The organism is Rothia sp. SCPM-O-B-18226 (M350) (genome assembly GCF_058213595.1).
In genome coordinates this window covers 180,543-197,003 of sequence record NZ_JBYQJS010000001.1, presented here as the reverse complement: position 1 = coordinate 197,003, position 16,461 = coordinate 180,543, and the positions used below count along the sequence as shown (strand labels likewise).

The 16,461-nt window shown below is 61.7% G+C and carries 16 protein-coding genes; 1 reads left to right on the top strand and 15 read right to left on the bottom strand.

What is annotated here, in order from left to right:
* Window positions 1-472: 472 nt before the first annotated feature.
* The 9 genes from lysS to folP form a co-directional block, all read right to left on the bottom strand.
* Window positions 473-2,056 (bottom strand): lysine--tRNA ligase, encoded by a 1,584-nt coding sequence (gene lysS, locus AC3E6W_RS00860; RefSeq protein ID WP_490652102.1) that lies wholly within the window; start codon window positions 2,054-2,056, stop codon window positions 473-475.
* Window positions 2,057-2,108: 52 nt separating this feature from the next.
* Window positions 2,109-3,056, bottom strand: a complete 948-nt coding sequence (panC, locus tag AC3E6W_RS00855; RefSeq protein WP_049352737.1) for a pantoate--beta-alanine ligase — start codon at window positions 3,054-3,056, stop codon at window positions 2,109-2,111.
* Window positions 3,053-4,015 (bottom strand): Rossmann-like and DUF2520 domain-containing protein, encoded by a 963-nt coding sequence (locus AC3E6W_RS00850; RefSeq protein ID WP_490652101.1) that lies wholly within the window; start codon window positions 4,013-4,015, stop codon window positions 3,053-3,055. Before AC3E6W_RS00850 ends, panC begins: the two co-directional genes overlap by 4 nt.
* 128 nt (window positions 4,016-4,143) lie before the next feature.
* A complete protein-coding gene (locus AC3E6W_RS00845) occupies window positions 4,144-5,994 on the bottom strand; it encodes a PH domain-containing protein (RefSeq protein WP_490652100.1) in 1,851 nt (616 codons plus the stop codon).
* Entirely contained in the window at window positions 5,994-6,755 is a 762-nt protein-coding gene (locus tag AC3E6W_RS00840; protein ID WP_314362136.1) for a PH domain-containing protein, read from the bottom strand. Before AC3E6W_RS00840 ends, AC3E6W_RS00845 begins: the two co-directional genes overlap by 1 nt.
* The gene (locus tag AC3E6W_RS00835; RefSeq protein ID WP_005507616.1) at window positions 6,742-7,260 is read right to left on the bottom strand and encodes a DUF3180 domain-containing protein; all 519 of its coding nucleotides are present in this window, start codon (window positions 7,258-7,260) and stop codon (window positions 6,742-6,744) included. The genes AC3E6W_RS00840 and AC3E6W_RS00835 overlap by 14 nt, the downstream gene beginning before the upstream one ends.
* A gap of 45 nt (window positions 7,261-7,305) precedes the next feature.
* Entirely contained in the window at window positions 7,306-7,926 is a 621-nt protein-coding gene (gene folK, locus AC3E6W_RS00830) for a 2-amino-4-hydroxy-6-hydroxymethyldihydropteridine diphosphokinase (protein ID WP_490652099.1), read from the bottom strand.
* Window positions 7,926-8,339: a dihydroneopterin aldolase gene (gene folB, locus AC3E6W_RS00825; protein ID WP_070507308.1), complete on the bottom strand. Its 414-nt coding sequence runs from the start codon at window positions 8,337-8,339 to the stop codon at window positions 7,926-7,928. Before folB ends, folK begins: the two co-directional genes overlap by 1 nt.
* 72 nt (window positions 8,340-8,411) lie before the next feature.
* A complete protein-coding gene (folP, locus tag AC3E6W_RS00820; RefSeq protein WP_490652098.1) occupies window positions 8,412-9,374 on the bottom strand; it encodes a dihydropteroate synthase in 963 nt (320 codons plus the stop codon).
* Between the two features lie 157 nt (window positions 9,375-9,531).
* Between folP and AC3E6W_RS00815 the strand changes: the two genes are divergently transcribed.
* The gene (locus AC3E6W_RS00815) at window positions 9,532-9,720 is read left to right on the top strand and encodes a hypothetical protein (RefSeq protein WP_049333476.1); all 189 of its coding nucleotides are present in this window, start codon (window positions 9,532-9,534) and stop codon (window positions 9,718-9,720) included.
* A 131-nt stretch (window positions 9,721-9,851) separates the two neighbouring features.
* Here AC3E6W_RS00815 and AC3E6W_RS00810 read toward each other — a convergent pair whose 3' ends face one another.
* The 6 genes from AC3E6W_RS00810 to AC3E6W_RS00785 form a co-directional block, all read right to left on the bottom strand.
* A complete protein-coding gene (locus AC3E6W_RS00810; RefSeq protein WP_490652097.1) occupies window positions 9,852-10,760 on the bottom strand; it encodes an Abi family protein in 909 nt (302 codons plus the stop codon).
* Window positions 10,761-11,042: 282 nt separating this feature from the next.
* Window positions 11,043-11,627, bottom strand: coding sequence for a GTP cyclohydrolase I FolE (gene folE / locus AC3E6W_RS00805; RefSeq protein ID WP_049333477.1), 585 nt, complete (start codon window positions 11,625-11,627; stop codon window positions 11,043-11,045).
* On the bottom strand, window positions 11,614-13,821 hold the full coding sequence (gene ftsH / locus AC3E6W_RS00800; RefSeq protein ID WP_490652096.1) for an ATP-dependent zinc metalloprotease FtsH: 2,208 nt from the start codon (window positions 13,819-13,821) through the stop codon (window positions 11,614-11,616). The genes folE and ftsH overlap by 14 nt, the downstream gene beginning before the upstream one ends.
* 252 nt (window positions 13,822-14,073) lie before the next feature.
* Window positions 14,074-14,625, bottom strand: a complete 552-nt coding sequence (gene hpt, locus AC3E6W_RS00795; RefSeq protein WP_049333480.1) for a hypoxanthine phosphoribosyltransferase — start codon at window positions 14,623-14,625, stop codon at window positions 14,074-14,076.
* A gap of 273 nt (window positions 14,626-14,898) precedes the next feature.
* A complete protein-coding gene (gene tilS / locus AC3E6W_RS00790; protein WP_490652095.1) occupies window positions 14,899-16,041 on the bottom strand; it encodes a tRNA lysidine(34) synthetase TilS in 1,143 nt (380 codons plus the stop codon).
* 32 nt (window positions 16,042-16,073) lie between these two features.
* Complete coding sequence (locus AC3E6W_RS00785; RefSeq protein WP_070648605.1) at window positions 16,074-16,298, bottom strand: helix-turn-helix domain-containing protein; 225 nt, start codon at window positions 16,296-16,298, stop codon at window positions 16,074-16,076.
* Window positions 16,299-16,461 lie beyond the last annotated feature (163 nt).

Sequence of the window (16,461 nt, the reverse complement as noted above, 5' to 3'; positions counted from 1 at the left end):
TCCACACCCACCCCGCACACATTAATGCGCAGTTTAGAGTGCAAATACTTTGGATTCCTCCGGCACACACTATGGGGACAATATCGAACAATGCACAACACGGCACCACCAACAATCCCCAGGAATTACATCACCCGCACGGGCACCCACAATACGCCATTCACTCCAGGCATTCCTAGGCTATTCAAAAGCGAAATTCTGACCCTATCCCAACAGCTCATTCTTTTCTACGCAACACATTCGTGTATAAGAACAGAAACCCCCGCCAGAACGAATAGAGCAGCATAAATCAGCACCAGAATAGAGCAAAAAAGCACCGAAAAAAGCCCCTGACCTGTGCAAATAAACAGAAAACCCCACCTCGGGAGCTATACACCGTGCAAAAGAGTGCACGCAAAAACGGCGGGTGCCGCAGATACAACCGTATCCGCGGCACCCGCCGCATTATCACCTCTCAAGGTGAAGCTAAAGCTTAGGCTTCCGGCTTCATCAGGGGGAAGAGAATAGTCTCACGAATACCGGGCTGACGCACCACAGTACCCGGATGCTCCGGATCCTGGTCACCCGCCAGCAGCATAATCAGACGGTCAATGCCCAGACCCAGGCCACCCATCGGGGGTGCACCGTACTCCAGGGCGCGCAGGAAGTCCTCATCCAGCTCCATCGCCTCATCGTCACCGGCAGCAGCCAGCAGCGACTGAGCGGTCAGGCGCTCACGCTGAATGACCGGATCAATCAGCTCGGAGAACGCGGTGCCGCGCTCCATACCGCCAATAATCAGGTCCCACGCCTCAATCAGCGGCTCACCGGAACGGTGCGGACGCGCCAGCGGCTGAGCGCTCGGCGGGTAATCGTACACGAAGGTCGGGTTCACCAGGGTCGGCTCAACAATCTCACCGAACAGCTCGGTCACCAGCTTCTCAGCATCCCACTTCGGGTCGATATCAACCTCGTGCTTCTCAGCGATTTCACGCAGAACAGAAGCGTCAGTCTCGGGGGTAATCTCAACGCCCACAGCCTCAGACAGGCCCGGGTACACGCCAACCCACTTCCACTCACCGAACAGGTCGATGGTGCCGTTCTCAGTCTCAACGCGCTCGGTGCCGACAGCCTTCGCGCAGCTCTGGATAATTTCCTTCATGCGCTCAGCCATCACGAACTGGTCAGCGTAGGTCTCGTAGCACTCCAGGGTGGTGAACTCGGGGCTGTGGGTCGAGTCCACACCTTCGTTACGGAACACGCGGCCAATCTCGTACACACGCTCAATGCCACCAACCACTGCACGCTTGAGCGGCAGCTCGGTCGCAATACGCATGGTCATCGGCTGGTCGAAAGCGTTCAGGTGAGTGCGGAACGGGCGGGCAGTCGCGCCACCGTGCACCAGCTGCAGAACGGGGGTCTCAACCTCAATGTAGCCGTGATCCTCCAGCACGCGGCGGACGGTGCGGGTAATCAGGGCGCGCTTCTTCACCAGCTCGCGAGCCTCCTCGCGAACCATCAGATCCAGGTAACGCTGGCGAACGCGGGTTTCCTCGTTCAGGTCCTTGTGCAGAACCGGCATGGGGCGAAGAGCCTTCGACGCCATCTTCCAGTCGGTCACCATAATGGACAGCTCACCGCGGCGAGAAACAATCACGCGGCCGGTCACGAACACGTGGTCACCCAGGTCAACCAGAGACTTCCACTCAGCCAGGGACTCCTCGCCCACCTCAGCCAGCGACAGCATCGCCTGGATGCGCTTACCCTCGGTACCACCCTGCAGGGTCGCGAAGCACAGCTTACCGGTGTTACGGACAAACACCACGCGGCCACCAACATGCACCACACGGTCAGTCTCGTCGCCAGCCTTCAGCTCCTCAGCAGCCAGCTTCGGATCGTACTCGGCGCGCAGATCCTCAATGTGGTTGGGCTCCACGCGGTTGCCCTCAGAATCCAGCAGACCCACCGGGTATGCCTCGCGACCCGACTCGATCAGCTTCGCACGCTTCTCCAGGCGAATCTGCATCTGCTCGGACATATCAGCAATCGCCGGTGCGGCAGTGTGCTCAGTGCTCACAGTGATACCTATCTGTGTAGTGTGTTGGGGACTCTTCTAAACGAACGAACGCTTAGCGCAGGTCCATGTTGTCAATCAGGCGGGTCGGGCCAACGAACGCGGCAACCAGTGCCAGCACTCGCTCCGACTCCTCAGTCGGCTCACCGAAAGTCATCGGGTCGACCAGTTCCAGGTAGTCAAGGCGCACACCCGGAGTGGAGTTGATACGCTCACGCGCACCGTCCAAATCAATCTCGTGGAAACCACGGTTCAGCGAATTCTCACGCAGCATCGCCAGGGTGCGGGACAGCACCAGGGCAGACTCGCGCTCCTCATCCGACAGGTAGCTATTACGCGAAGACAGCGCCAGGCCGTTATCTTCGCGAACAATCGCCACAGGGCGCATGGTCACGTCGTGGTTGAAATCGCGCACCATACGCTGAATCAGGATGTACTGCTGAGCGTCCTTCTGACCGAAGTACGCATTCACCGGGTGGTTACCGGCTGCGGGGCGAATAATGTTGAAGAACTTATTGACCACGGCCAGCACGCCATCAAAGTGGCCCGGACGGGTCGCACCCTCAAACTTGGTGCCCAGCTCGCCGCTCGAAATGCGGATGAGCGGGTCACCGTCGGGGTACATCTCTTCAACCTCGGGGGCAAAAATAATGTCAACACCGGCGGCACCAGCCAGGGCAGCGTCTGCCTCCAGGGTGCGCGGGTATGCTTCGTAATCCTCGCCGGGGCCAAACTGCAGCGGGTTCACAAAAATGGAGGCGACCACTACATCATTCTGTTCAGCGGCGCGACGCAACAGGGTTGCGTGGCCGTCGTGCAGGGCGCCCATGGTGGGCACGTAGCCCAGGGATGCGTTCGTGTACTGAACTGCGGTGCCGTTCTGCTCCGCCTCCTGGCGGGCTGCCCGGTCCAGTTCCTCCTGCGCTGCGGCAAGAGATTCGGTGATTGCCGTGCGGAAATCCGCAATGGTGGTCACGACTCGGGGCATCGAAGTCTCAGTCATGACGAGAACTCCTTGTTTTCGGGGGCTGAATCATCAATATCGCCGGGGTGGTTGCGGTCCGAAGACTCACCCAGCAGATCCTCAATTCGTCCCAGTTGTTCATCGTTTAACAAACCTCTATTATGCGCTCTTTTTGCGGTTGCGTGTGCCAGAGCGGCGTAAGAGTCTGTAATATCACCTGTTTTCTCATGCTCTGAGTACTCATTCAGAGCCTGAAGGTGAGCCTTCACGGTGCCGGCGTCTCCACGTGCCACGGGCCCGGTGAGAGCGCCCTCACCGCTGGCGAGCGCATTGTCCACGGCGGCTCGCACGAGCGGCCCCATGTAGCGTGCCGGGTCCTCAATACCGATGGAGGCGAGCATCTGCTGGGACTGACCCAGGATGGTCACGAGGTGGTTCGCGGCGTGCGCTAGGGCTGCGTGGTAGAGCGCTCGGTCGGCCTCGGCAACGTGCACGGGTTCGCCACCCATCTCCACCACGAGTGCCTGAGCAATCGGGATGAACGGTGCAGGCCCGGTCACTGCGAAGCAGGTGCCGTTCAGGCGCTGCAGGTCCATGGACATGCCGGTAAACGTCATGGCGGGGTGAATCGCCAAACCGATAGCGCCCAGCGCGGTCGCCGGTGCGAGAACCTCGGTGCCGTGACGACCGGAGGTATGCACCAGAATCTGACCGGCGGTAATACTTCCCGAGGACGCCAGGTAGGTGATAAGGCCCGGCAACTCATCATCGGGAACCGCAAGAATCAGCAATTCGCTACGCTCAGCAATCTGCTCCACCGGCAACAGCGGCACATCGGGAAGCAGCATCGCGGCGCGCTCCTGAGAAGCCTCAGACACCGCGTGAACACCCACAATAGTGTGCTCACAGGCGCGCAAAGCCGCACCGAGGACGGATCCGACCCTCCCGGCGGAAATAATTCCAATGCCCAAACGCGCAGGTTTTGAATGCTGTATCACGGCTTTAAGTATATTCTCCCTTTCACGCCGACCCTGCCGCCGGTGTCACGAAGAACACTGACGGCAGGGCGCGTTCCGTAGTTTTGCTGCCCGCTAACCCGGCGGGGAAGCTCGGCTAACGGGCTGGCTTAGGGACGCCCACTCATCACCGGTACGTGGTAGTAGGGCTCAATACCCTCCAACCGAACCGTCATCAACCACACCAAATCCTCGCAGACACGCGGCGGCAAGTGCATCATGAGCGTGCGCACCGGGCCAGGTACCGTACCGAAATGCACGCTCGCGCATCCGAAGGCACGCTGCAGCGGACCCTGACCTCGGCTCACGCTCAGCACACGGCTGACCGGAACAATCGACAGCGTACGGATGAAGTAGCCGCCACGAATCAGCAGCAGGTCACCCCGCGTATGCTCGCCAACGCTCGAACGCGCCGCATCAGAATCAATGCGGGTGGTCGCCTGCACCGCACCGGCAGTGTAACCGACCGTGGTCACGCCGTTACGCTTCCAGGTAAGCAGGTCCATCCAGCGCGCCGAAGAGGGCGTCACAATCATTGCCGGAACCTGCGGCTGCTGACGCTTCAGCGAACCGTTGGCGGTATCCAGCAGCACCTGCGCCTGCACCTCATCCAGGGCGGGCAGCAGCAGACGCAGCACCATTAGCGTCTCCTGCCTATTACCAACCGGCAGGGCAACATTGCGGGTCACCAGCTTCTGGTTGTCGTTCTGCTCAACACCGATACCGGCAATGGTCATCTTGATGCGGTACCAGCCGAACACACGCCACAGAATGGACTGCTCCACCGCCAGCGCCTGAATACGCTCAACCATCACGTTCTGGGTGTGCGTACCGGTGAAACCGTACCGCAGGGTCACACCGCCCTGACCGCTCGGGGTGATTTTGAAATTCGCGGCACCGTCAAAACGTGCCCACAACGTACCCAAGTAACCGAGCAGCGGTACGAAGGTGCCGGGTAGCAACGCCATGAAAATGAAGAACGGGTTCTCACCGCTCACCACCGCAGCCAAGACGGCTGCACCCAGCATGAGGCACACGACGGGCACCAGCCACACCAGGTGCTCCAGCATGATGGAGGCAATCAGACGCACATTCGAGATGCGGAAAATCGGCGGCTGCGAGGGGTCAGCCGCGACCGGCATCGGCATGCGAGCGCCGCGGCGGGATGCGCCGGGGTACTGAGTACCGGGCTGCTGGGGTGTGGGCTGCAAGTAACCGCCCTGCTGAGGTTCTACCTGCTGATTAGCGGGCTGGGTACCGCCCTGCACGGGTGCGCCATAAGAGGCTTCGTAGGACGCCTCGAACGGCTGATGCAGCTGATCGGCAGCCGGCATGCGCTCCGCCGAAATCTGCATGCTGCCGGGCAGCACGTCCACGGGGCGGCCAGCCGCCTCCGAACGTAGCAGGTTAATACTCGCCATCGCGGTGCGGCGCAGCACCTCCGCCTTGCGGGCTGAAACGTACTTGATGTGCAGCGCCTCCGAAGAGCCGTCAGCCACCTCAAAACGAAGCTCCGATAGGCCCAGCAGGCGCGCCACCAGAGGACGCGAAATGTCCACGCTCTGCACGCTCTCCAGGCGGATCGTGCGGTTCTTCTTGAACAGAAAACCGCTACGGCGGTGAATCGCCAAATCGTCCAGGCTGTAGCGGGTAAACCACCAATCAATCGAGCCGCCAACCAGAATCAGCATGAGCACACCGAAGCCGATGAGCTGCGAGTACGTCGCACTGAAATAGCTGCTGTTCTCGTCGAATGCCTGCGTCAGGCGCGCACCCCACTCATTCGGCGGGGTCGTCAGAATATTCAGGATGATGCTCTGGAAGAAGCCAAACGCCAGCAGAATAATGAACCAGAGGTTCATGATGAACGTGCGGATATCGGCACGCCACCACTTCTGCGCCTGCGGTACCTGAGACGCAGGAGGCTGCGGCGCGGGGTTGACCGGAAACGGGGTACTCATTAGAGTGCCGCCATTCGCTCATCGGCGCGGCGTACCAGATCCGCGCGCAGCTCCTCCGCCACGTTCAGCGGAATACCGAACAGTACCATCGTGCCGGTGGTCGTACCCGCGGTGCGCACCGTCAGGCGGGCAACACCGCACATGCGCTCCAGCGGGCCCGAATCCACGTCAACATACTGGATGCGGCCGTACGGCATGGAGCTCATCGAACGGAACACGATACCTCGGCGAGCCATCAGGTGGTTCGACTCCAGGGCGTAGCCGAGCGCGCGAGTACGGCGCGGAGTGGTCAGGATCCACCACAGACCCCACAGGCCAAACACTGCAATCACAGCCAGACCGACGATGCGTAGCACCTCCGGGCCGCCGAAGAACGCGCCCGCACAATACAAGGCAACGCCCGCAAGAATCGGGAGCGCCAGGGCAGAAAGAGTGTGAATATAACGAACCGTCAGGTAGCGGGAAGCGGCGGGCACCCACTGCGGCTCCGGCGCAGGCTGAGAAGGTACTTGCTGAGGCGCGTTCGGGTACGCGGCAGCGGGCGGAACCTGCTGACCGTACTGCGTTTGCTGGTCATTCTGGGTCTGCTGGTCATACTGGACCTGCTGTCCATACGGGGCACCAGGCTGACCGTAAGCCGCCTGCTGGTACTGCCCATACTGGTTCTGCCCATACTGACCGTATTGAGCATTCTGGGCGTTCTGGGCGTCCTGCCCATACTGGCCATTCGGCGAATAACTATTCTGGTTAGGAGCCGACATAGGTTCCTCCCTCTCGCGGCTTTACAGCACCGGAAGAGGAGGCCGCATCCTCATCATCCTCCGGCGGAATACGACAACAATGCTGAGCCCACAGGCCAGCAATCAGCAGGGCAACACTGCCCACACAATTAACAAGAACCTCCCAAAAGACCACCGAAAAACCGCGCACAGACACCATCGCCACATGGTAGCCAAGAATCGCAGCGCACCAGCCCGTCAACAGGGCACCGGTCATGATGGAACCTTGCGCATACGCCACCGCACGCGCCGCAAGAATCGGACCCATATGGGGTACCTTCTCACGCGTCTGAATACGACGATAACGAGCCACCTGCACACCCAGCCACACGGCGCCCGCCGCAACCAGCAGGCACACCGCGCCGAGCATCCACGAAAAATTCAGCTCACCAAAACCGGCGCCAATCATCACGGAATTCACCATAAGAGCGGCAGCGGCACCGCACACAGCCGCCACAATAATCGCCCGATAACTCAGGGGCTTCATGGTGTTTCCTTTCGGTAGGTTCCTCTACCTTCCAGAGTGCCACATTTAAGGCTGATCAGGTACCTGCATCTCACGCATATAGCTAATAGAGTCTTCATCCGCCCCAAGCAGCGTGCGGGACAGCTCCGCAACGTTCACGACCTCGCGGCTCAGCGGCGCAGGAACCTCATCCGGCCGCTCCCCCGAAGGCTCCGCACGCCGGGTCACCGTCAGGTACGCCTGCGGGTCCATCTGCGCCCACGGCACCAGCACAAAAGCACGCTCCTGCGCCCGCGGATGCGGCAGAGTCAGCACCGGATCCTCAGAGATCACGCCGTCATAGTCAATCACGTCAATATCGAGGGTGCGCGGACCCCAACGCACCAGGCGCTCACGGTGATGCGCCGCCTCCACCGCGTTACACAGCTTCAGCAGTTCGTAGGCGCCCAGGTCAGTGGTCACCTCAATGACCGCGTTCACGAAATCCGGCTGACCCGCCGGGCCACCCACCGGGGCGGTACGGTACAGCCCGGAGGCGCGCACCAGCTGCACGCCGCCCGCCACCAGGTCGGCGACGGCACGCTCCAGGGTGTCTTCGCTTTCGCCCAGGTTCGAGCCCAAAGCCAACACCGCGCGGTGTTTCAGGGTGTTGGGCTTCTGCGTATCAGTTTTCTGGGTGCCCGCCACTAGCGGCCGCCCTCCACGACACGCTCCGCGGCACGTTCGCGGAACACACTCACCGCAACGTTACCGAACGGCAACTCAATCGGCGCCTGCGGCTTCGACACGGTAATCTCCACCGCCTCCACAAGCTCAAACATCGCGAGAATACCCTCGGCAATGTTCACCGCGAGGGTCTCAATCAGGTCCAGCGAACCGTTCGTCACGTGGCGGTGAATCAGGTCAACCACGAGCGCGTAGTTCGTGGTCTTCGTCAGGTCATCCGTAGCAGCTGCGGCGGAAAAATCGCTGTACAGGGTTGCATCCACGACGAAGGGCTGGCCGTCGCGCTTCTCAAAGTCGAGCACGCCGTGGTAGCCCTTGGCGGTAATGCCGGTGAGGGTGATGCGGTCGTGGCGGGCGTAATCTGCCTGGGTCATTGGGTGTCTCCTAGAGGGTATTCGGGTAGTCGAAGGTTGTGGGCGGGGTTGGTGGTTCTAGCTGACAGAGCCTTAGCTTACGGAGCGCAACGCGGAGGCGACCGTCACCGCATCCACGCTGGCAGGCACATCATGCACGCGCACCGCCCACACGCCGCGTGCCGCCACCAGGGCGGTCACCGCCGCAGAGGCTGCCGCACGATGCTGAGCCGGGCGCGGTTCCGACAGCGGCTGCCACAGTTCGCGTTCAGCCTCACCCGCATCGGTTGCGGTGAAGCCGCTCGCGTTCAGGCGGTCGGCCAGCGCCATATCCGCCGCGGTCAGGACGTTGGCGATAAAACGCTTGCGGGAACCAGCAATGAGCAGGCGGTGGCCCAGGCCCTGTAGCTCGTCAATGGCGGCGAGCAGCTCCCAATCCTGCATGCCGCCCTTCGCGAAGCCCAGGCCCGGGTCAAGAATCAGGTTCTGCGGCAGCACACCGGCGGCGAGGAAACGCTCACGCAGGCCGGTCAGCTCCTCCACAACCTCGGTGACCACGCCGCGCGGGTACTCCGCCAGGCTGTCCATGGTCTGGGAGGTGCCGCGGGCGTGCATGAGGATGTACGGCACCTGCAGTTCAGCGGCGGTTTCGATCATTTCATCGCTGACGTTCAGACCGGACACATCGTTGATGATGTGCGCACCGGCGGCGATGGCGGCGCGGGCGGTCTGCGGGTTCATGGTGTCAACGCTGATGGTGGTGCCCATCTGCGCGACTGCCTCGATGACGGGCAGGATGCGGCGCTGCTCCTCCTCCACGCTGATGCGCACGGCACCGGGGCCGGTGGATTCGCCGCCAATGTCGATAATGGAGGCGCCCTCGGCGATCATGCGGGCGGCGCGGGCGATGGCGTCGGTGGCGGCGTAGTGCTGTCCGCCGTCGCTGAAGGAGTCGGGGGTGACGTTGAGGATGCCCATCACGAGGGTGCGTTCGGCGGCGAGCGCGTCGCAGGGCAGGGGTGCGGCAGCGGGGTGAGGGGCGGTGTCTTCGGTCATGGTTTTAATCCTACCGAATCTGCCGAATGACACAGCGCGCCATATTTGCATATGGCATACCGATTTGGGGGTATCCTGGGAGGGTATGCTCTGCCCGCGTCACAGCGGTGTGGGTTGGGCACCTCATACACATACATACTCTAGGAAGTGACTCATCGTGAATTTGAAGACCGGCGCGTGGATTTTGTCCCTGATCGCGATTGCTTCGCTGTTCGTTATTGTTCTGGCCGAGAACGCTCCCGCGGTCCGCTGGATTGCTTTCGGTTCCGCAACCGGCTGCGGCTTCATCGCCCTGGGCCTGATCGTGACCCTCGCACTGGGCTGGGACAACAAGAACGAGGGCTAAGGCTCTTCGAGCCTTCTAAAGGCCCGGAACGGCGCTAAGCATCGGCGGCCCCGAGGGCCACAACCGCACGACAAAAGGGGCGGAGGTGAAAACCTCCGCCCCTTTTAGTGTGCCTGTAGGCGATGAATAATTTAGCTCCACAAATGGGTTTCTTCCCAACCTTGCGGTATACCCATTGCCCGGGAGATATCAACTCCAGGAACGGAAATATTAGGACGTTCTTTCAGAATCTGCGTTAGAGATTTCGTGTCCCCGATTCCACCCTGGTCCATCAGATACTTGAGGAGGGTGAGCATGCCAAAGGTCTTACGCATTTTATGGTTCTCTTCGGGCTGGGGAACACCGAATAGGTCAATAACCTCACGGATTTCAGGGCTCTCGACCCTTCTACCCGATGTTGCCCTAGGTAGAAGAACTTTGGAGTGCACCCTGTTATACAGCCGCGCCTGATGAGCACAGATATTCCGAATCCCTCTCAACGAACGTATCCAGCTTCCAAGCTGCGGATCGGTACAGTTCATATCCTGTGCTATCTGACGACGAACTCTTCTCGGGGAAAGCATGTATAGAGTCTGCAAGGCTCCCAGATCTAGAACCTCTACCAGTACCCACACGGGGACTTTACCGTCGTATTGTTCTATGTGATGTACAGCAAAATCTTCCTTAGAACGCTGAAGAGAGTCACCACAAATCTGAACAAACTTATTCCAAATTTCTCTCCTTGCAGGAGCTACATCTAGTAGATTTTCCTTCTCATGAATTAGCGGGTCAATCTCTCCCAGTAAATACCCCAGCCGAGCTCGTAGATACACTTCAAGCTGAGATAAATGAGGAAGTGCAATAGAGCGCAAACGCCGGTCATATTCATAAAGAGCTACGACGTCGTTAAAACGTACCCCATCTCTAAACTGGTCAACCGGGGTAGTCTCTCCAGAGGCATCACGCTCAGTCTGGCGCAGGGCATGCCAATATCCGCTAAGACGGTAGTAATTAACCTTGGCGAGGGATTCAATCGCTTCTTCACGATTTTCTATTGCCATCCCTCGCCCTTCGAGTATGGCTAGTTGCTCACCGTAGCTTTTAAATTCTTTAACTTCCCGCACCGTAACAAGATCCGAATCTACTGAAGATAAAAAAGAAGACCGGTCCTGTACTCCCGAAGGAGTGGTGCCGGTTCTAGTGGTAACAACTTTACATTCTCAAGTGCTCTTCACGCAAGGGCTCTCGTCATACAGCCCAACAAATACGACCACACAACGCAGGGGGCAGGATTCCTTAGAATCCTGCCCCCTGTCATATAGCTATATGCTCATCCCACCTGCTTAGCGCTGCGAGAAGATCAGGCTCATCGCCTCCGCACGGGTTGCGGTGTTCATGAGCGCGCCGCGTACCGCGCTAGTCACGGTCTTCGCGCCCGGCTTGCGCACGCCGCGCATCGACATGCACATGTGCTCGGCCTCAATCACCACTATGGCGCCGCGCGGGTTCAGGTGCTCCTCCAGAGCCTCCACCACCTGGGTGGTCAGACGCTCCTGCACCTGCGGGCGGCGGGCGTACATCTCCACCACGCGGGCGAGCTTGCTCAGGCCGGTGACCTTGCCGTCCGGGCCCGGGATGTAACCCACGTGCGCCACGCCGTGGAAGGGCACCAGGTGGTGCTCACAGGTCGAGTAGAACGGGATGTCCTTCACGAGCACCATCTCGGAGTGGGCGATATCGAAGGTCGTACCCAGAATCTCGCCGGCGTCCTGGTGCAGGCCCGAGAAGAACTCCGCGTAGGCACGCGCCACGCGGGCCGGGGTCTGCTGCAGGCCGTCGCGGTCAGGATCCTCACCGATTGCGAGCAGAATCTCGCGCACAGCCGCCTCAATACGCGGCTGGTCGACGGCGGTCTTAGCCTCGCTCATTCTCTGCTCCATTCTGGTTCGGGGTGCCATTCTCCGGGCGTTGTACCGGAGGCACGGGGTAGTTCGGGTACTGCTGCGGCGGCATTGCGACGGTCGGATCGGCGTCCGGGTCGGCCGCCGGTGCTACCGGGGCCTGGGGCGCCTGCTGAACGGGCTGAGTCGGTGCCTGCGGGGCAGGTGCCGCGGGGGCAGCCGGGGTTGCGGGAGCAGCAGGGGCTTCGGCCTTCTGCGCCTCATGAGCCAGCTCGCTCGGAGCCTTCACCGGCGGAATGTCGGTGCGCTCGCGGGTCGGCTTGGAGTACCAGTACTCGCGCTCGGGGCGCTTGCGAACGTCCTTGAAGATCTCGGCAATCTCGTGCTCGAGCAGGGTTTCCTTCTCGAGCAGGGCGAAGGCCAGGCGGTCCAGCACGTCGCGGTTCTCCAGCAGAATCGCGAACGCCTCGTCGTGGGCCTGCTCCAGCAGGGCACGAATCTCAGCGTCCACCTTGGCCGCAGTCTCATCCGAGTAGTTGCGGGCCGAAGCGCCACCGCCACCGAGGAACGGCTCGGTGTCCTCGCCGCCAAGCTTCACGGAACCAATCACGGAGCTCATGCCGTAATCGGTGACCATCTTGCGGGCGGTGTCGGTTGCCTTCTGAATATCGTTGGACGCGCCGGTCGAGGGGTCGTGGAAGACGATCTCCTCAGCCGCACGGCCACCCATCGCGTAGGCCATCTGGTCGAGCAGCTCGTGGCGGGTCGTGGAGTACTTGTCGTCCTGCGGCATGACCATGGTGTAACCCAGGGCGCGGCCGCGCGGAAGAATCGTAATCTTGGTGACGGGGGCGGAGTTGCGCAGCGCCGCCGCGACCAGGGCGTGGCCGCCCTCGTGGTAGGCGGTGACCTTGCGATCGTGCTCGTTCATGATGCGCGAGGAACGCTGCGGGCCGGCCATCACACGGTCGATAGCCTCGTCGATGGCGCGGTCGTCAATCACGTTGCCGTTATCGCGGGCGGTCAGCAGGGCCGCCTCGTTCATGACGTTCGCCAGGTCGGCACCGGTGAAGCCGGGGGTGCGCTTCGCAACCTGCGCCAGGTCCACGGTGTTGGCAATGGGCTTGCCCGCGGCGTGCACGCGCAGAATCTGCTCGCGGCCCTTCATGTCGGGGGCGTCCACACCAATCTGGCGGTCGAAACGACCGGGACGCAGCAGCGCCGGGTCCAGAACGTCGGGGCGGTTCGTTGCCGCAATGACGATGACGTTCGAGTTGCCGTCGAAGCCGTCCATCTCAACCAACAGCTGGTTCAGGGTCTGCTCGCGCTCGTCGTTACCGCCACCCATGCCGACGCCGCGGCGGCGGCCAACGGCGTCAATCTCGTCGACGAAGACGATGGCGGCGGGGTCGCTCTTTGCTTCCTTGAACAGGTCGCGCACGCGGGAGGCACCCACGCCCACGAACATTTCAACGAAGTCGGAGCCGGAAATCGAGTAGAAGGGCACGCCGGCCTCGCCCGCCACAGCCTTGGCGAGCAGGGTCTTACCGGTGCCGGGAGGGCCGTACAGCAGCACGCCCTTGGGAATCTTTGCACCCAGGCGGGTGAACTTCTCGGGTTCAGCCAGGAACTCGCGGACCTCTTCCAGTTCGGCGAGCGCCTCGTCCACGCCGGCAACATCGCTAAAGCGCACATCCGGCTTGTCCTTGGTGAACTTCTTCGCGCGGGACTTGGAGAAGCTCATCACGGAGGAGCCGCCGCCGACGCGTCCCATCAGGAACCAGAACAGCACACCAAAGAGCAGAATCGGCAGCAGGAGCGAAATCAGGGAGCTCAGGAAGCTGTGCTCAACCGGCTGGTCCGTGTAGCTTTCCAGCTCGGCGGAGTTCATGGCCTTGACCACGTCCTCGGAGCGGGGCTGCACGTAGTAGAAGTTCACCGACTTACCGTAGTTGTCGTTGCCCTTCTTGTAGTCCTCCTTGAGCTGCAGCTCCACGCGCTGATCACCGTCGTAAATCTTCGCGCTCTTGACCTGGTGGTCGTTGAGCAGCTGAATACCCACGTTCGTGTCCACCTGACGCGAGGTCTGGGTGAAGAGGGAGCTCATGAAGAACGCCAGCATGACCACGGCGATTGCGCCCGGCCAGAACCAGGGGCCGTTGATGAGCTTCTTCAGAAAGCTATCCGTGCCCTTCTGCGGAGTATTGGGGGTTTGCGCCAATGCTTTGTCCTTACGTTGCGGCTGTAACCCGTCGGGGCTGCGGCATTTTCGTGCCGGAACACCCAACGATGCAACCTTAAATGTACCCTACCGCGGCCGGGAGCCAGGCACCCTTCTTCTCTATTTCACCTGCGGGCTAAAGGATGGAACCCTCCCTCAGCCATCCCGCGTGCGGGTACGGGAACGCCCCGCCCCCGCACAAACGGCGGGAGGCGGGGCGTGTATCGGCGTTTCGGGTGCCGACGATGAAGTTTAGGAGTACACGTGCGGGTGCAGGGTTGCGATGCAGTCCAGGTTGCGGTACTTCTCAGCGAAGTCCAGACCGTAACCGACCACGAACTCGGGCTCGATGTCCCAGCCAACGTACTTGACGTTGACGTCGGCCTTGACGACCTTGGGCTTGCGCAGCAGGGCGCAAATCTCAACGGTTGCGGCGCCGCGAGAAATCAGGTTCTGCTGCAGCCAGGCCAGGGTCAGGCCGGAGTCGATGATGTCCTCAACGATCAGCACGTCGCGGCCGACCAGGTCGGTGTCCAGGTCCTTCAGGATGCGAACCACGCCGGAGGACTTGGTGCCGGAACCGTAGGAGGAGACAGCCATCCAGTCCATGGTGTAGTGGCCCTTCAGCGCGCGGGAGAGGTCAGCCATCACCATGATGGCGCCCTTCAGCACGCCCACGAGCAGCACGTCCTTGCCGGCGTAGTCTTCGTCGATGCGAGCCGCCAGCTCGGCGACCTTCGCATTGATCTCTTCCTTGGTGAAGAGTACGTTCTTGATATCGTCCTTCACGTCGATAGCCTGCACGATAATTCCTTCGTATATTTGGACGCTACTGCGCCTCCGGGAGGGCACAGACCGCTCGCTGGCGGGCACCCCGCACCGGACAATGTGGATGGTGTTCGCTTTAAGTATGACTTAAAAACGTGCTTCGGCGCACCTCACCAGCCCCTCGCGCACCCGCGGGGAGCCCGATTCGAGGCATGCGCAATATCCGAATCCGCACGTGGGGGCACTATATGCGGGCCGGGCGGCAGGTTTGCGGCGACCGGCCCCGAAGCCCCGGTAGCGGAGCGGTGGCTACCCGCGGGTGGGCACGAGGACCAGCGCATCCACGCGTTCACCGGTTGCCGGATGCACAATTTTGCGGCGGCGGTACGCGCTCACGTGGCCGGGCATCTGAACGGGCCCAGCTATCGCGTATTCGGCGGTGAAAGAGTCCAGCGCCTGCAGTCGCTCGAAGCCGGGGTTCTCTCCCCCGGCGGTCTTGCAGGCGGTCGCAAGCACACGCAATCGAAGCGCCGGGTGTAGCGCCGCCACCTGCGCACGGTCCAGCAGCACGGCGTCCTCGCACTCGATGCCGCGCACGGCGGTTCCGGCGGGTAGGAGCGCCTGCTCGTAGGCGGCATGTGCCTGCTCGTCGAGGTATTCGGCGTCGGGGCCGGCCACCGCGGCGGTACGGGCCAGGGAGCGGGCCACGTCCCCACCGAGGTGCTCCTCCAGGTAGGGCAGCACGCTGTGGCGGATGCGGGCGCGCATGAGGGTTTCGTCGGTGTTGGTCGGGTCAATCCAGGGGGTGAGGGTTTCGGCCTCGCAGATATCGAGCATGTCGGCGCGGCGCAGGCCGAGGAAGGGCCGCAGGTAGGTGACGCCCCCTTCGACGCGCACGGGCGGCATGCCCGCCAGGGAGCGCGTGCCGGAGCCGCGGCTCAGGCCGAGCAGCACGGTTTCCGCCTGGTCGTCGAGGGTGTGGCCGAGGAGCACGGCGCGGGCGCCGGTCGCCTCAACAACCTTCTTGAAGGCGGCGTAGCGGGCGGTGCGTGCCGCCATTTCGGGGCCCATGTTGCCGACGGGAACCTGTACCTTTTCGGTGATGACGGGGTGAAGCCCCAGGTCGGTGAGGGTCTGCGCGGTCTGCGCGGCGACCGTGGTGGAGTCTTCCTGCAGGCCGTGATCGACGATGACGGCGCCCACGCGCACATCGCCGCGGCGGGCGAAGTGCGCGGCGATGGCGGCCAGCGCGAGGGAATCCGGGCCGCCGCTGCAGGCGACCAGGAGCAGGGGCAGGTCGGCGGCGTCCGGCTCGGGTGCGGTGCGGCTGGTGCGGGAGCGTCCGGTGGCTTTGATGCTTCCGGCGCCGAGGAGCTTTTCGAGGGCGGCGGCGAGGTGTCGGCGGGCGGTGCCGACGGCCGGATGCAGGCGTCCTGCGCGTCCATTCTGCATGGTGGTTCCTTTATATAGGCGTGCGGGAGGGGTTAGGTGAGGGGGTTAGTAATGGCCAGCTCGATGCCGAGCTCTTGGGCGACCTTGAGGACCGCGCCAATTGACGGGCCGGGTAGCCCACGCTCAATATCGCGGATTGTTTTATCGCTGAGCCCGACCATCCACGCCAACTCCATTTGGGTGATTTTTTCGTACTTGCGGACGGCACGAACCTGCGCACCGAATTCTTGCGCGAACCCTGCTGCGTCGAATGCCATAGGGGTTCCCTCCTCACCGCTACAGAACCTCAGGTTATACGAAGTATTCTTCGTAATATGCCCATATTAGCATTCCCGGAGGTGCTCATAGGCTATTTTCCGAAGAATAGTTCGGTTAAACCTGCCCTTCCGGTACCCCCCCAAACACAGCCAAGGAACACAG

Excerpts from the sequence above, each read along its gene's own strand:
- AC3E6W_RS00810 (WP_490652097.1), bottom strand. The coding sequence starts at position 10,760 with ATGGCAATAGAAAATCGTGAAGAAGCGATTGAATCCCTCGCCAAGGTT.
- panC (WP_049352737.1), bottom strand. The coding sequence starts at position 3,056 with ATGACTGAGACTTCGATGCCCCGAGTCGTGACCACCATTGCGGATTTC.
- tilS (WP_490652095.1), bottom strand. The coding sequence starts at position 16,041 with ATGCAGAATGGACGCGCAGGACGCCTGCATCCGGCCGTCGGCACCGCC.
- AC3E6W_RS00840 (WP_314362136.1), bottom strand. The coding sequence starts at position 6,755 with ATGTCGGCTCCTAACCAGAATAGTTATTCGCCGAATGGCCAGTATGGG.
- folP (WP_490652098.1), bottom strand. The coding sequence starts at position 9,374 with ATGACCGAAGACACCGCCCCTCACCCCGCTGCCGCACCCCTGCCCTGC.
- folB (WP_070507308.1), bottom strand. The coding sequence starts at position 8,339 with ATGACCCAGGCAGATTACGCCCGCCACGACCGCATCACCCTCACCGGC.
- AC3E6W_RS00835 (WP_005507616.1), bottom strand. The coding sequence starts at position 7,260 with ATGAAGCCCCTGAGTTATCGGGCGATTATTGTGGCGGCTGTGTGCGGT.
- AC3E6W_RS00845 (WP_490652100.1), bottom strand. The coding sequence starts at position 5,994 with ATGAGTACCCCGTTTCCGGTCAACCCCGCGCCGCAGCCTCCTGCGTCT.
- AC3E6W_RS00785 (WP_070648605.1), bottom strand. The coding sequence starts at position 16,298 with ATGGCATTCGACGCAGCAGGGTTCGCGCAAGAATTCGGTGCGCAGGTT.
- folE (WP_049333477.1), bottom strand. The coding sequence starts at position 11,627 with ATGAGCGAGGCTAAGACCGCCGTCGACCAGCCGCGTATTGAGGCGGCT.